At 72.7% G+C, this 13,581-nt stretch carries 14 protein-coding genes; 7 read left to right on the top strand and 7 right to left on the bottom strand.

Going from position 1 to position 13,581, the window contains the following annotated elements; all coding sequences use genetic code 11:
• Positions 1 to 107 precede the first annotated feature (107 nt).
• Positions 108 to 1,400 (top strand): CitMHS family transporter, encoded by a 1,293-nt coding sequence (locus LCD33_RS13955; RefSeq protein ID WP_224977929.1) that lies wholly within the window; start codon positions 108 to 110, stop codon positions 1,398 to 1,400.
• A gap of 298 nt (positions 1,401 to 1,698) precedes the next feature.
• Here LCD33_RS13955 and LCD33_RS13960 read toward each other — a convergent pair whose 3' ends face one another.
• The 3 genes from LCD33_RS13960 to LCD33_RS13970 all read right to left on the bottom strand — a co-directional run bounded on the left by LCD33_RS13960 (position 1,699) and on the right by LCD33_RS13970 (position 4,518).
• The gene (locus LCD33_RS13960) at positions 1,699 to 3,186 is read right to left on the bottom strand and encodes a SulP family inorganic anion transporter (RefSeq protein WP_224977930.1); all 1,488 of its coding nucleotides are present in this window, start codon (positions 3,184 to 3,186) and stop codon (positions 1,699 to 1,701) included.
• Between the two features lie 153 nt (positions 3,187 to 3,339).
• Positions 3,340 to 3,711, bottom strand: a complete 372-nt coding sequence (locus tag LCD33_RS13965) for a MerR family transcriptional regulator (protein ID WP_224957575.1) — start codon at positions 3,709 to 3,711, stop codon at positions 3,340 to 3,342.
• A gap of 66 nt (positions 3,712 to 3,777) precedes the next feature.
• Positions 3,778 to 4,518 (bottom strand): SDR family oxidoreductase, encoded by a 741-nt coding sequence (locus LCD33_RS13970; protein ID WP_224965800.1) that lies wholly within the window; start codon positions 4,516 to 4,518, stop codon positions 3,778 to 3,780.
• 227 nt (positions 4,519 to 4,745) lie between these two features.
• Between LCD33_RS13970 and LCD33_RS13975 the strand changes: the two genes are divergently transcribed.
• Positions 4,746 to 5,795, top strand: a complete 1,050-nt coding sequence (locus LCD33_RS13975; RefSeq protein ID WP_224977931.1) for a nuclear transport factor 2 family protein — start codon at positions 4,746 to 4,748, stop codon at positions 5,793 to 5,795.
• A gap of 226 nt (positions 5,796 to 6,021) precedes the next feature.
• Here the strand turns inward: LCD33_RS13975 and LCD33_RS13980 are convergent, their stop codons facing one another.
• On the bottom strand, positions 6,022 to 6,849 hold the full coding sequence (locus LCD33_RS13980; protein WP_224965798.1) for a helix-turn-helix domain-containing protein: 828 nt from the start codon (positions 6,847 to 6,849) through the stop codon (positions 6,022 to 6,024).
• Positions 6,850 to 6,950: 101 nt separating this feature from the next.
• On the opposite strand from LCD33_RS13980, the gene LCD33_RS13985 reads away from it, so the two are divergent.
• Positions 6,951 to 7,781 (top strand): SDR family oxidoreductase, encoded by an 831-nt coding sequence (locus LCD33_RS13985; protein ID WP_224965797.1) that lies wholly within the window; start codon positions 6,951 to 6,953, stop codon positions 7,779 to 7,781.
• Between the two features lie 113 nt (positions 7,782 to 7,894).
• Positions 7,895 to 8,554: a class I SAM-dependent methyltransferase gene (locus tag LCD33_RS13990; RefSeq protein ID WP_224965796.1), complete on the top strand. Its 660-nt coding sequence runs from the start codon at positions 7,895 to 7,897 to the stop codon at positions 8,552 to 8,554.
• Positions 8,555 to 8,561: 7 nt separating this feature from the next.
• On the opposite strand, the gene LCD33_RS13995 is transcribed toward LCD33_RS13990, so the two are convergent.
• The gene (locus tag LCD33_RS13995) at positions 8,562 to 9,929 is read right to left on the bottom strand and encodes a methyltransferase (protein WP_224965795.1); all 1,368 of its coding nucleotides are present in this window, start codon (positions 9,927 to 9,929) and stop codon (positions 8,562 to 8,564) included.
• Positions 9,930 to 10,459: 530 nt separating this feature from the next.
• On the opposite strand from LCD33_RS13995, the gene LCD33_RS14000 reads away from it, so the two are divergent.
• Genes LCD33_RS14000 through LCD33_RS14010 form a run of 3 tightly spaced genes read left to right on the top strand, consistent with a single transcriptional unit; the run spans position 10,460 to position 12,048 of the window.
• On the top strand, positions 10,460 to 11,029 hold the full coding sequence (locus tag LCD33_RS14000) for a nitroreductase family protein (protein WP_224965794.1): 570 nt from the start codon (positions 10,460 to 10,462) through the stop codon (positions 11,027 to 11,029).
• Positions 11,016 to 11,318, top strand: a complete 303-nt coding sequence (locus LCD33_RS14005) for a DUF6092 family protein (protein WP_224957565.1) — start codon at positions 11,016 to 11,018, stop codon at positions 11,316 to 11,318. Before LCD33_RS14000 ends, LCD33_RS14005 begins: the two co-directional genes overlap by 14 nt.
• 31 nt (positions 11,319 to 11,349) lie before the next feature.
• Positions 11,350 to 12,048, top strand: coding sequence for a tRNA-dependent cyclodipeptide synthase (locus LCD33_RS14010; protein ID WP_224957564.1), 699 nt, complete (start codon positions 11,350 to 11,352; stop codon positions 12,046 to 12,048).
• A 163-nt stretch (positions 12,049 to 12,211) separates the two neighbouring features.
• Here the strand turns inward: LCD33_RS14010 and LCD33_RS14015 are convergent, their stop codons facing one another.
• A complete protein-coding gene (locus LCD33_RS14015; RefSeq protein ID WP_224957563.1) occupies positions 12,212 to 12,535 on the bottom strand; it encodes an SCO4225 family membrane protein in 324 nt (107 codons plus the stop codon).
• A 166-nt stretch (positions 12,536 to 12,701) separates the two neighbouring features.
• Entirely contained in the window at positions 12,702 to 13,520 is an 819-nt protein-coding gene (locus LCD33_RS14020; RefSeq protein WP_224957562.1) for a siderophore-interacting protein, read from the bottom strand.
• Between the last annotated feature and the right edge of the window lie 61 nt (positions 13,521 to 13,581).

Consider the following 13,581-nt stretch of genomic DNA (forward strand, 5'->3'; position numbering starts at 1 on the left):
CTTCGCCGCAGGCCCGGCCGGGCCCGGCCCCCGCCCCCCCCGCGCCCCCCCCCCCCCCCCCCCCCCCCCCCCCCCCCCCCCCCCCCGGGAGCAGCAAAGGAGCAACGATGCTCGCCGTCCTGGGCTTCGCCACCCTCGGCGTCTTCATGGCGCTGGTGATGCGCCGCTACCTGACCGCCTTCGTCGCCATCATGGCCACCCCCGTCGTGTTCGCCGTGGCCGCCGGGTGCGGCGGACGCCTCGACGAGATGATGCTGAACGGCCTGGAGATCGTCGCCCCGACCGCGATCCTGCTGCTGTTCGCGGTGCTGTACTTCGGCGTGATGATGGACGCGAAGCTGTTCGACCCGATCTCGCGGGGCATCATCCGCCTCTCGCAGGGCGATCCGGCACGCATCTGCGTCGGCACCGCCGTGCTCGCGCTGCTGGTGGCGCTCGACGGGGACGGCACCACCAGCTACATGATCCTGTGCTCGGCGTTCCTGCCGATCTACCTTCGGCTGGGCATCAACCCGCTGGTGCTGGCCGCGATCGCGACGATGGCGCTCGGCACCATCTCCGGCACCACGCCGTGGGGCGGGGCGGCGACCCGCGGGATCAGCGTGCTGCACCTGGACTCCACCGACTACTTCGTGCACATGATCGCGCCGATGGCGCTGACCTCGCTGGCCATCATCACGATCTCCTGGTTGCTGGGGCGCGCGCAGCGCAAGCGCATCGACCGCGCCGTCATCGAGGAGTTCGCCGCCGAGATCGCCGAACAGCGGGTGGACCGCGACGGGCGCACCTGGCGGACCTGGTTCAACGCCGGGCTCACGGTGCTGCTGCTGGTGCTGCTGGTGTTCGGCGTCGCCGAGCTGGTGAACCTGTTCATGCTCGCGTTCGTCGTCGCCCTCGTCGTCAACCACCCGCGGCTCGCGGACCAGGCCGAGGTCGTCAAGAAGCACGCGAGCAGCGCGGTCCCGGTCGTGATGCTGGTGCTGGGCGCCGGAATCTTCACCGGCATCATGACCGACACCGGGATGACGAAGGCGATGGCCGACGCGCTGCTGTCGGTCGTGCCGGAGTCGATGGGCAACCTGCTGCCGCTGTTCACCGCGGTGATCAGCCTGCCGCTGAGCTTCTTCATGTCCAACGACGCGTACTTCTTCGGCGTGCTGCCGGTGCTCGCCGAATCCGCCGGGCACTACGGGATCCCGGCGGTGGAGATCGCCCGGGCGGGCGCGATCGGGCAGATGATGCACTCGATCGGCCCGACCTCGGCGCCGCTGTGGGTGCTGCTGGGCCTGGTCAAGCGGGACCTCGGCGAGTTCCAGCGCTTCGCGCTGCCCTGGGTGCTGCTGGCCTCCGTCGCCTACATCGCCTTCGCCGTCCTCACCGGGGCGATCAGCGTGGTGTGACATGCGGTTCCGATGGCGGGTGGTGGCCCGGGAACCACGCCGAGGCCGCCGTGGGCGTCCCGCTGTTCGAGCGGCAGGCCCGCGGCGTCCGGCCCACTCCAGCCGGTGCGGTGCTGCTGCGGCATGCCAGGAAGGTCGTCGCCCATCTGGAGGCGGCCTACCTGGAGATCGCCGGGCTGCGGGACCGGCTCGCGGTGAGCGCCTACCCGGCGGCGTCCGCGGTGGCGGTGCCGAGGGCCATCGCCCGGCTGCGGGCCGAGCACCCCCGCCCTGAGCGCCCGGTGAACGGCCCGCGGGCTCACTCGGCGGGGGCCAGGCTGCCGCTGAGGCGACCGTGCATGGTGGCGCTGGGCTCGTTCAGGCCGGTGATCTCCACCTGCTTGCCGCGGGACCCGTACTTGGTGGTGATCGCGTCGAGCGCGGCCACCGTCGAGGCGTCCCAGATGTGCGCGGCCGACAGGTCGATCGTCACGTGCTCCGGGTCCGCGGCGTAGTCGAACCGGGACACCAGTTCGTTGCTGGAGGCGAAGAACAGCTCCCCGCGCACCGCGTACACCACGTGCCGCCCGTCCGGATCGGTGACGGCGCTGACCTCCACCAGGTGCGCCACCCGGCGCGCGAAGATCACCATCGCGGTGATCGAGCCGACGACGACGCCGATGGCGAGGTTGTCGGTGGCCACCACCACGGCGACCGTCACCACCATCACGATGCTCTCCCCCGCGGGCAGCCGCTTCAGGGTGCGCGGCGCGATGCTGTGCCAGTCGAAGGTGCCGAACGCGACGAGCACCATGACCGCCACCAGCACCGCCATCGGCATCCGCGACACGACCGGCCCGAACACCAGGCACAGCACCAGCAGGAACGCCCCGGCGAGGAACGTGGACAGCCGGGTGCGGGAGCCCGCCGTCTTCACGTTGATCATCGTCTGGCCGATCATCGCGCAGCCGCCCATGCCGCCGAACAGACCGGTGACGATGTTCGCGACGCCCTGCCCGATGGACTCGCGGGTCTTGTTCGAGCGGGTGTCGGTGATGTCGTCGACGAGCTTCGCCGTCATCAGCGACTCCATCAGCCCGACGAGCGCGAAGGCCAGCGCGTACGGCGCGATGAGTTGGAGGGTCTCCAGGGTGAACGGCACCGCGGGCAGCCCGGGCACGGGCAGCGCGGACGGCAGCGCGCCCTTGTCCCCGACGGTCGGCACCGCGATCCCCGCGGCGATCGTGGTGGCGGTCAGCGCGACGATCGCCACCAGCGGCGCCGGGACCACCTTGGTGAGCCTGGGGAACAGCACCATGATGGCGAGCCCGGCGGCGAACAGCGGGTACACCGCCCACGGCACGCCGATCAGCTCCGGCACCTGCGCGGTGAAGATCAGGATGGCGAGGGCGTTGACGAAGCCGACCATCACGCTGCGCGGCACGAACCGCATCAGCTTCGCCACGCCGAGCGAGCCGAGGACCACCTGGAAGATCCCGCCGAGGATGACGGTGGCGACCAGGAAGCCGAGCCCGTGCTCGCGGCTGATCGGTGCCACGACCAGCGCGATCGCCCCGGTCGCCGCGGAGATCATCGCCGGGCGACCGCCGACGATCGAGATCACCACCGCCATCGTGAACGACGCGAACAGGCCGACGCTCGGGTCGACCCCGGCGATGATGGAGAACGAGATCGCCTCGGGGATCAGCGCCAGCGCGACGACCAGTCCACCGAGGACCTCGGTGCGGACGACCTTCGGCGACCCCCACGACGGGCGCGCCCAGGCGGGGGCGGCGGAGTTCGACACGGGCGTCCTGACGTGCTCGGGCGCCTCGGGGGGCGCGGAGGTTTCGTGCCGCCGGCAGGGGCAGCGGTACGGGGGGCGACCCGCAACTCTCCCCTTACGTTAGACGAGACCGTCGCGCGGACTCCAACCCCGCGAACCCCGATGAGGGCGGGATCACGCCCGGTGGGCGCGCAGCACCTCGGCGAACTCCTCGGCGATGCGCAGCTTGGCGCGCAGCTTCTCGCAGGCCTGCTCGGCGTTGGCGGTGAACTCGGCCAGCCGGGCGTCCGGGTCGGCAAGCTCCGGATCACCGTCGTGCGGGTCGAGGATCGCCAGCAGCTCGCGCATCTCGTCGAGCTGGAACCCGAGCGGCTTCATGCGCATGATCAGCCGCAGCCGGTCCACGTCCGGGTCGGTGTAGAGGCGGAACCCGCCGGGGCTGCGGCCGCTCGGCACGACGAGGCCGACCTCTTCGTAGTAGCGGATCGTCCGCAGCGACAGCCCAGTGCGCTCGGCCACCTCGCCGATCTGCATCCGCTCGCCCAAGCCGGGTCCCTTCCTCGCCGCGGTCGATCCCCGACCCTACCCGGGTGGCCGGGCGGTCCCCGCGCGTCACCTCGCGGCGCGGATCGCGGCGAGGTGCTCGGCGAAGGTGCGGTTCCCGCACGCGTGCTCGCCGCGCGGCAGCAGCGCGCCGCCCCGCATCGCCGCGCCGACCCGGCCGGGCGGGGACACCGGCACCACGAGCCCGCGGCGGCCGTGCGCCGCGGACAGCCGGCGCGCCACGTCCACCATGTCCAGCCGCTCCGGGCCGCCGAGCTCCGGTGCGCGCCCCACCGGCTCCCGCTCGACCAGGCGGACGAGCTCCGCGGCGGTGTCGGCGGCCGCCACCGGCTGCGAGAGCATCCGCGGGACCAGCGCGATCCGCTTCGCCAGCAGCGGTTCCGGGAACTCGAAGAACTGGGTGGCGCGCAGGATCGTCCACGGCACCGGGCCGCCCGCCACCACCTCCTCCTGGGCCCGCTTGCCGAAGTAGTAGCCGAAGTCGACGCGGTCGCAGCCCACGATGGACAGCGCCACCAGGTGCTCCACGCCCGCCCGGTGCGCGGCGGCCACCAGGTTCCGGCTCGCGGCGGCGAAGAACTCCACCGACGTCTTCCGGCTGATCGTCACCACGTTGCTGACGTCGATCACCGCCCGGCACCCGGCCACCCCCGCCGCCAGGCCCGAGCCGGTGCGCAGGTCCACCCCGCGCGACCGGGACAGCACCACCGGTTCGTGTCCCGCCGCGCGCAGCTCCGCGACGACCATCCCGCCCACCAGGCCGGTTCCGCCTGCGACCGCGACCTTCATCCGAGTCCTCCCGTCCTCCGGCCGGTTCCGGCCGGTCGTGGTGGGGACGAGGTGGCGGTGCCCGGTGTGACAGGAGGTGGCTCGGGTCACCTCGTGTCACGATCCGGGCGCCGGTCCCGTCCCGTGCTCATGGGACACCACTTCGGCCGGGCGCACCGGTCTTCCCGCCGCGGGGCCGCGATTCGGCCGACCGCGGCACCACCCGCAGCACGGATCGGAGCGCGCTCATGACCGGAATCCGCCCCGCCGGACCGAAGGCCACCACCGACCGGGTGTGCCTGGTGCTGCTCGCGCTCGTCGCCCTCGGCACCGGCGGCTGGGCGTACCTGGCACCCGCCCGGTGGTACGGGTCGTTCCCCGGGTTCGGGCTGAGCTGGCTGCCGCCGCTCGGCCCCTACAACGAGCACCTGGCGAAGGACACCGGCGCGATGTTCCTGGCGCTCGGCGCGCTCGCCGTCCTCGCGCTGCTGCGCGGCGGCGTGCTGCCGCGCGTCGCGGGCGCGGCGTGGCTCGTGTTCAACGTGCTGCACGGCGGCTACCACCTGACGATGCTGCACGTGTACGGGCCGCTGGACCAGGTGCTGAACGTAGTCGCGCTGGGGCTGCTCGCGGCCGCCTCGGTGGTGCTCGTGGTGCCGGGCCGGTCCGGCGGCGACCAGCCTCCTCGTCCGGAACCGAACGGGGAGGCCGGCATGTCCGACGAGACCACGACGATCGTCCAGCTGCTGCTGCGCGAACGGCAGGGGCGGGACCGCGAGTGGTGGCCGCAGATGGCCGCCGCGTTCTGGCCGGACTCGCAGGTGAACCTCACCTGGTACACCGGCGACGGACCCGGGTTCGTCGCAGGCTCGGAGGAGATGAGCGGGCGCGGCGACCGCAGCGTGCACCGCCTCGCGCCGCCGGTCGTGCACCTCGCGGGCGCGCGGGCGTGGGCCGAGGTGTCCGCCGCGATCGAAGTGCGCACCACCGTCGACGAGGTGCCGGTGGACCTGACCTCCTACGCCCGGCTCGGCTACCGGGTGGAGCGCCGCGACGGGGAGTGGCGGATCTTCTCGCTGGACGCGATCTACGAGCGGGACACCGTTGCACCGGTGCTGCCCGGCTCGGTGCCGTCGATCCCGGCCGAGGAACTGGCCGCGTTCCGCCCCACCTACGCGCTGCTGGCCTGGCACCTGGACCGGCGCGGCTACCGGATCGGCACCGGGCTGCTCGGTGACGATCGGCCTGCCGAGCGGGACGCCTACTACGACCAGGTCTTCAACTGGCTGCACGCCTGATTGACTTCCCCGCTTCTGTTGCTGATCGGGGTGGGTGGCGGAACCTCAGCGGGATTCTCGCTGCGGGATCGTTTTCACAGGTGGCTCCGCCACATGAGAAAACGCTGTCCTCGCGAGAATCCCGCTGAGAACCCGCGGCGGGTGCCGGTTGCGTGCTGGGTCGCTGCTCAGCGGCTTTGCCGCTGACAGGACGACGGCTAGGTCCGTGGGGCGAGGACGGGGTTGTTCATCGGTTCGGGGTGGCTTGCTCGTCTACGAGGTTTCGGAGCCGGGTGAGGGCGGTGGCGGAGGGGGTGCCGGGTTCCGCGTGCAGCAGCAGCGCTTCGAGGCCGCCGTCGCCGGGAACGGCGAACTTCTCCGCCAGCAGCTCCACCTCGCCGAGCTTCGCGTGCCGGACGCGGAACCGGCTGCCGTGGGCCCGGCGCACGTCGTGCCGCGCCCACAGGGTGCGGAACCGCTCGCTCTTCATCGACAGCTCGCCGATCAGCGCGTGCAGCCGCTCGTCCTCGACGTCGGCGCCGCTCTGCGCACGCAGGTGCGCGACCGCGTCGGCGGCGTGCTCCTCCCAATCGGGGACGCGGTGCTGCGCCTCCGGTTCGGTGAACAGGGCGCGCAGCCGGTTCGTACCCGGTGCCGCGCTCGGCAGCAGTTCCCGGGAGAGCGCGTTCACCGCCAGCACCTCGCCGTACTTGGTGCACACCAGCGCGGGCACGTTGAGCGTGCGCAGCAGCAGCTCCAGCCCGCGCGGTACCTGCGGTTCCCGCCGTGCGCGGCGGCGCGGCCGGGGGCTCGCGAGCGCGGTCAGGTGCTCGACGCCTTCGGCGTCCAGTTGCAGCACCCCGGCGATCGCCTCGATGACCTGCGGCGACGGGCTGCGGTCCCGGCCCTGTTCCAAGCGCAGGTAGTACTCGACGCTGATCCCGGCGAGGGTCGCGACCTCCTCGCGGCGCAGCCCCGGCACCCGGCGCAGGCCGGTTCCGGGCGCCAGGCCCACTTCGGCCGGGGTGACCAGTTCCCGCCTGGCCCGCAGGAAGTCGCCGAGCGCGTTGCCCATGCGCTCCAGTATGCCGCCGCGGCGGCGCGGTGGGTGCCCCCCGCACTACCAGGAACAGCGGGGGCTGCCGGGCGCGCCCGCGGGCGGCGAGGCTCGGTGCCATGACAACGCGCACTTGGTTCATCACCGGCGTCAACAGCGGATTCGGGCGGCAGCTGGCGGAGCAACTGCTGGCCCGCGGCGACCGGGTGGCGGGCACCGTCCGCCGCGAGGGTTCCGCCGACGACCTCCGCGACGCCCACGGCGACCGGTTCCGGCTCGCCCACCTCGACGTCACCGACCTGCCCCGCATCCGGGAGGTCGTGGACGCCGCGTTCGCCGACCTCGGCCGCATCGACGTGGTGGTCGTCAACGCCGGTTACGGCCTGTTCGGCGCGGCCGAGGAGGTCAGCGACGAGCAGGTGCTGCACCAGATCACCACCAACCTGCTCGGCTCCATCCAGACGGCGCGGGCCGCGCTGCCGCACCTGCGGGCGCAGGGCGGCGGACGACTGATCTCGATCTCCTCGGTCGCGGGCATCGCCGCGCACGCGGGCGCTTCGCTGTACCACGCGAGCAAGTGGGGCGTGGAGGGCTTCTTCGAGGCGCTGTCCCAGGAGGTCGCCCCGTTCGGCGTGGAGGTGACGCTGGTGGAGCCGGGCGGCGCGCGCACCGCGTTCGCGGGCTCCAGCCTGCGCACCGGTGAGCCGCTCGCCGCCTACGACGGCACCCCCGCCGCGTTCGTGCGCGGCTTCCGGGAAGGCGCGCCGATCCCGATCGTCGGCGACCCGGTGAAGATCGCGGCCCGCGTCATCGACAGCGCGGAGCAGCGGCCCGCCCCGCTGCGGCTGGTGCTGGGCAGCGACTCGTACCGCGCGGTGACCGCGTCGCTGCGGGCCCGCCTCGCCCAGGTGGAGCCGCAGGAGGCGAGCGCCGCCGGAACCGACGCCTGACCGCGGGCGGATCGGCCCGCCCGGTGCGGGACGGCACCCGACGGGCCGAACCGGATCCCACGAACCGGTGATCGCGACCTTCCGGCGGCCGCCGCCGCAGTACAACTCGAAGCATGGACCAGACATCGCCCCGCCCGGACCTGCGCACCTTGCAGCACCCGATGTTCAGCCGCTTCTGGACGACCGTGAGCTCGATCGCGGACCGGCGCGGCGTCGCCGAGTTCCGCCGGGAACTCGTGCGCAGCACCGCGGGCCGGGTGGTCGAGGTCGGCGCGGGCAACGGGCTGAACTTCGCGCACTACCCGGCTTCCGTCACCGAGGTGATCGCGGTGGAGCCGAACGACTCGCTGCGCGCGCACGCCGACCGGCACGCGCGCTCGGCCCCGGTCCCGGTCCGGGTGGTGGCCGGGCAGGCCGAGGCGCTGCCCGCGGCGGACGGTTCCGTGGACGGCGTGGTGCTGAGCCAGGTGCTGTGCTCGGTGCCGAGCCCGCAACGCGCGCTGCGCGAGGTCCGGCGGGTGCTGCGCCCCGGCGGGACGGTGCACTTCCTGGAGCACGTGCGGTCCGCGCGACCGCTGGTGGGCGCGTTCCAGCAGCGCATCGCGCCGGTGTGGCGCCGGTTGTGCGGCGGATGCGAACTGCACCGGGACGCCGCGGTCGAGCTGGAGCGGGCCGGGTTCGCGCTCGCCGCGACACGCCGGTTCGGCTTCAGCCCCGGCCCGCTGTTCTGGATGACCTACGTGCTGGGCACCGCCACGCCGGACGAGGGGTGAGCCGAGCTCACTTGGTACCGATCACCATGAACTCGGCGCCCGCCAGGTGCTCCACCCGGGAGGAGCGGAAACCCGCCTCGGCGAGCCAGCTCCGGCATTCGGCGCCCGTGTAGCCGAACCCCGTCGGACTCATCACGAGCATGTGCAGGCTCATCAGCAGCCCTTCGACGTGGCGGGACCGGTCGTCGTCGACCAGCACCTCGTAGATCACCACCTCGCCGTTCTCGGGCAGCGCCCGGTACGCCTTGCGCAGCAGCAGCTTCTTCTCCGCCAGGCCCCAGTTGTGCAGCACGTGCCCGAACACGAGCACATCGGCCGTGGGCAGCGGGTCGGTGAAGAAGTTCCCTGCGACGAAGCGCATCCTCCCCGCCGCCTGCCGCGCAGCCGCCGTCGTCGCGAACGCGTCCGCGACGAGGGGCAGGTCGAATCCGATGGCGCGCAGGTGTGGGTGGTGGTCGAGCAGGTGGGCCAGCACTTCGCCGCCGCAGCAACCGATGTCGGCGACCGTCCGGTACCGCGACCAGTGCAACCGTCGCGGCAGCGCGAGCATCGCCGTCATCGCGCCACCGGCCATCGCCGACCGGAACCGCCGCACCCGGTCGGGTTCCGCGTAGATCCAGCCGTAGGACTGCCGCACCTCATCGGCCGGGACCAGCCACTGCGGAGTCCCTTCGGCCAGCGCGGCGGGCAGCCGCGCCCACGACTGGTACCACTGGGTTCCGGCTTCCTCCAGCAACCCGCCGACGTACCGGCCGGGGTCATGACCGTCGAGGTGCGCGGCCGCGTGCGCGGCGTTGCGATACCGGCCGTCCCCGCGCCGCAGCAGACCGAGCGCGACCAGGCAGTCGAAGAAGTCCCGGGCACCGCGCTCGCACACGCCGGTGCGCTCGGCGAGTTCGACCGCGCCTAGCTCGCGCCCGGAGAGCGCGGTGAACACCCCCAGCCGCACCGCCGCCAGCAGCACCGCCGACCGCCAGAACCCCAGTCCCAGTGCGATGATCTCGTCGAGATCCGCGGCTTCGCCGTCCAGGACGCGCCGGCTCCCCGCCGGATCGTGCACGTCCTCGAAGCGGACCACCAGGCCGTCGCGGAAGTCCCAGACGTGCGTGAACGGAACGGTGCCGTCGGCCGCCCCGCCGTCGCGCCGGTAGTCGCCGAGGACCACGACCCGCGAACCGGACGGCAGGTGCTCGCGGGGTTCCGCGAACAGCCCGCCGCGTTCCGAGCGCAGCTCGGCCAGGACCGCCTCCCGGCCGCGGAGGGTGTTCCGGCGGCCGTCCCGGGCGGAGGTGGACCACTCGACGTCCGCCGCCAGCAGTGCCGCGGCCCGGTCGGGTTCCCCGCGGCGGAGGGCGCGGTAGAAGAACCGCGGCACGTCCTGTTCATCACATTGGTTCCTCTCGTCCCGAAACCGGATGGGTCGCCGGAACCGCGTGGGGAAATCGCGGAAATCGGCGAGGAATGGGCGATGATCCCATCCCGAATCCCGGACATCCCACCAACCCTGCCACGACTCGCGAACCCGGGTGTTAGCCCATTTCCCCGCATCGTGCAACGAATTCGCACACGATGACTTCCGCGCTGCACCGGTGGAACACCGCTGCTCACCGATCGAGTGATTGGAGATCGACCCCCTCCTCACGCACAGCGCGATGTGCCATCATCGAAGATCGACGGCCCGTTCACCGAATTCGGCGCACCACCCCGGAAACGCACCACCCCGGAAAAGCGCGCCGAACAGGAATCACGGGCCACGCTGGAAAGTACCGGTTCAGCGAATTCCGATCGCATCGTCGCGACCATTTCCCCGCCCACCCGGTGGTTCGACGACCGGTTCGACGACCACGCGTCCGAAACGGATGTCGCGGGGAGCAGCCCAGGGCGCCGGGCGGACAGGGGCAGGTGATGACCATCGAACACGACATCGCGAACGCGCCGCACCCGCGCGCATCCGGTGTCCCGCAGGCGCTCGACGTCTTCGACGTGATGGCCGGGCGCACCGCGACCCGCCGCTTCACCGGGGAACCGGTCGACGACGCGACGCTCGACCGGCTGACGACGGCCATGCTCGCCGCGCCCTCCGCGTCGAACAAGCAGGCGTGGGCGTTCGTGGCGGTCCGCGATCCCGCGCGGGTGCGGCGGATCCGGGCGTTCGCGCCCGGCGTGATCGGGGTCCCCCCGCTGCTGCTGGTGGCCTGCTTCGACGGATCTCGGGCCCCGGACGACCAGCGGATGCCCGAGGTCGGGGTGCTGTGCGTGGCGATGGCCGTGCAGAACCTGCTGCTGGCCGCGCACGCGCTCGGCCTCGGCGGCTGCCCCGTCAGCAGCTTCCTCGCGGAACCCGTCCGCAGGATGGCCGGTCTTCCGGGGCACATCGCGCCGGTGCTGGTGGTGCCGATCGGCCATCCGGACCGGGAGCCGCAGCGGTCCGTGCGCCGCGACAATTCGGAGGTGGTCCGGTATGAGCACTGGTGACGTCGATCCGCACGAGGAGCTCCTGCTGCTCGCGGCGTTCCTGCTCAGCAGCGGCCGCCGCCAGACCGAGGAGACCCGCGACTACGCGGTGTACCGGCTGGTGGAAGGCGCCCGGCGCGCCCTGCTGATCGTCGGCGAAACCGATCCGCGGCTGGAACCCGTGCTCACCAGGCTCGACGAGGTCGTGCACGCGCCACCTGGATCGACCGAACTCGGCCCGCTGCTCGACGACCTGTGCGCCCGGATGGCCGACGTGCTGCAACCGGCCGAGCCACCGACCCGACCGTGACCGACCGCCGCGACGGAGGGACGACGAGATCATGCGCCCGAACACGGCCACGAGCACCGCGCACGGCTTCGACACCACGCCGTGCAGCGACCGCTGTGCGGAGCTCTGGCGGCGTGGGGACCACGCACTGCTCGGGGTGAGCACCGGGAACGGCTACTTCACCCAGGAACGCCTGCTGGCGCTGGTGAACTGGGCCGGTCACCACTTCGCCGCGGTCGACGTGGTCTACGTCGACACCCACCTCGCCTCGACGCTGGTGGCGGCCGGATCCACCCCTGCCGAAGCCGCTCGGCAGGTCAAGTCGAGGTTGCGGGACGTGCGGCGCAAGATGCGCCGCGTCGTCGAACAACGGGCGGCGCCGGTCCTGCGCGTGCGGGCGTTGTCGGATCTCCTGCCCGAACCGGCCTACCGCGCCGCCCGGCGCCGGGTCGACGACGCGATCGCGGCCGACCCGGAGTTCACCGCGGTGTGCGGGGACCTGGTGCGCCGCTTCCTCATCGGGAAGGACACCGGCATCTCCGAGGAGCAGGTGCGAGCCGGGATGGACTACCTGCTCGCCGAGCTGCCGTTCTTCCTCGACCCAGCGGGCGTCTTCGGCGTCGACTCGTCGGTGGTCTGCTACCACACCAGCACACCGGTGGTGGAGTTCCTGTGCCGCCCCGGAAACGGCGTGCTCCCCGCGGATCGCGATCACGGATTCCTCGTGGTGGAGCCGAATTCCGCCTCGTGACGCCCGCGCACCTGGACAGGGCGTCGGCCGGCCGCGGTTCCAGGCGGTCCAGCACAACGCGAGGGCCGCGAAGCCACCTCGCCCGGCCCGAACGGGGCTGTGCACGAAGGGCGGCCTCGCCTCAGGGACCGTCCCGGCCCGGGCTGCCGCGGTGAACGCCCGATCAGGCGGCGCTGGTCCCGGCCCGGCGGACGAGGCCGGTGATCCCGCGGTACGCGGCGCCGAGCAGCAGGGCCTGGAACACCGCCGCGACGGCCACGCCCACCCACACCAACGGGCTCGACATGCCCAGGAACAGCAGCGAGGTCGGCGCGGTCACCAGGAAGCCCCACACCCCGGCGAGGCTCGCGTCCGGGTGCGGCACCAGGAACGTCATCACCAGCACCCAGGCCCAGACGGCGGCGACCAGGGCCAGGTAGCCCAGCGACACCGGGTTGACCAGCAGGCGGCGGAACGCCTGGATCGGGGATCGCTTCTGCTCGGTCATGCTGTTCCTCCTGGGCGAACGACTGCGAGCACTCATGATCGCCTCCTTCGACGCGGGACGCATGAGTAGTAGTACCCACTTCCCGCGCCGGTGGACGCCCCCGCCGGTCCCGGGACGTCCACCACCCTCGTGCCTCCCGACCCGCCCGCCGCGGGCCGAGGGGCGGTCAGGCCGTGGCGGCCTGCTCGGCGGCGCGTTCGGCGGCCTTCTCCTGGCGCCACTGCTCGTCGTTCTTGCCCTGGCGCCAGTACCCGGAGATCGACAGCCGGTCCTTGGTGACGCCGCGCTCGTCGAGCAGGTAGCGGCGCAGCTCCCGCACGAACCCGGCCTCGCCGTGCACGAAGGCGTGCACGTCGCCGGGCGGGAACTCCAGCTCCCGCACCGCGGTCGCCACGTCGTCGCCCGCCGCGCGGTGCAACCAGCGGACCTGCGCGTCGGCCTTGGTCGCCAGCGGCTGCTGCTCCTGCACGTCGTCCACCAGGACGACGGCCTGCGCCTGCGCGTCGGCGGGCAGCGCCTCCAGCGCGGCGGCGATCGCGGGCAGCGCGCTCTCGTCACCGACCAGCAGGTGCCAGTCCGCGGCCGGGTCCGGCGCGTAGGCGCCGCCCGGCCCCGCGAGCAGCAGCTCGTCGCCGACCGCCGCGTTCGCCGCCCACGGCCCGGCGAGGCCGGTGTCGCCGTGGTGCACGAAGTCGATGGTGAGCTCGCCCGCGTCGGCGTCGTAGTACCGGACCGTGTAGGTGCGGGTGCTGGGCCACTGCTCGCGGGGCAGCTCCGCGGTGATGACGCCCATGTCCAGCGGCTCCGGGTACGCCACGCCGGCCACCGGGAAGATCACCTTCACGTACGCGTCGGTGAACTCGTTGTGCTGGTAAGCCCGGATGCCGTCCCCGCCCGCCACGATGCGGATCATGTGCGGGGTGAGCTGTTCCTTGCGCAGCACTCGCAGCCGCTTGATCGGCCTGGGCTTGCCCGCTCCAGCCATTCGGCCCTCCTCATCGCGATTCGTCTCTCTGAGGCAAGGCTAACCTGACGATCCGCCTCGG

This window comes from Saccharopolyspora sp. 7B, assembly GCF_020177435.1.
GTDB classification, from domain to species: Bacteria; Actinomycetota; Actinomycetes; order Mycobacteriales; family Pseudonocardiaceae; genus Saccharopolyspora_C; species Saccharopolyspora_C gregorii.

Excerpts from the sequence above, each read along its gene's own strand:
- LCD33_RS13955 (WP_224977929.1), top strand. The coding sequence starts at position 108 with ATGCTCGCCGTCCTGGGCTTCGCCACCCTCGGCGTCTTCATGGCGCTG.
- LCD33_RS13970 (WP_224965800.1), bottom strand. The coding sequence starts at position 4,518 with ATGAAGGTCGCGGTCGCAGGCGGAACCGGCCTGGTGGGCGGGATGGTC.
- LCD33_RS13975 (WP_224977931.1), top strand. The coding sequence starts at position 4,746 with ATGACCGGAATCCGCCCCGCCGGACCGAAGGCCACCACCGACCGGGTG.
- LCD33_RS13980 (WP_224965798.1), bottom strand. The coding sequence starts at position 6,849 with ATGGGCAACGCGCTCGGCGACTTCCTGCGGGCCAGGCGGGAACTGGTC.
- LCD33_RS13985 (WP_224965797.1), top strand. The coding sequence starts at position 6,951 with ATGACAACGCGCACTTGGTTCATCACCGGCGTCAACAGCGGATTCGGG.
- LCD33_RS13990 (WP_224965796.1), top strand. The coding sequence starts at position 7,895 with ATGGACCAGACATCGCCCCGCCCGGACCTGCGCACCTTGCAGCACCCG.
- LCD33_RS14000 (WP_224965794.1), top strand. The coding sequence starts at position 10,460 with ATGACCATCGAACACGACATCGCGAACGCGCCGCACCCGCGCGCATCC.
- LCD33_RS14005 (WP_224957565.1), top strand. The coding sequence starts at position 11,016 with ATGAGCACTGGTGACGTCGATCCGCACGAGGAGCTCCTGCTGCTCGCG.
- LCD33_RS14010 (WP_224957564.1), top strand. The coding sequence starts at position 11,350 with ATGCGCCCGAACACGGCCACGAGCACCGCGCACGGCTTCGACACCACG.
- LCD33_RS14015 (WP_224957563.1), bottom strand. The coding sequence starts at position 12,535 with ATGACCGAGCAGAAGCGATCCCCGATCCAGGCGTTCCGCCGCCTGCTG.
- LCD33_RS14020 (WP_224957562.1), bottom strand. The coding sequence starts at position 13,520 with ATGGCTGGAGCGGGCAAGCCCAGGCCGATCAAGCGGCTGCGAGTGCTG.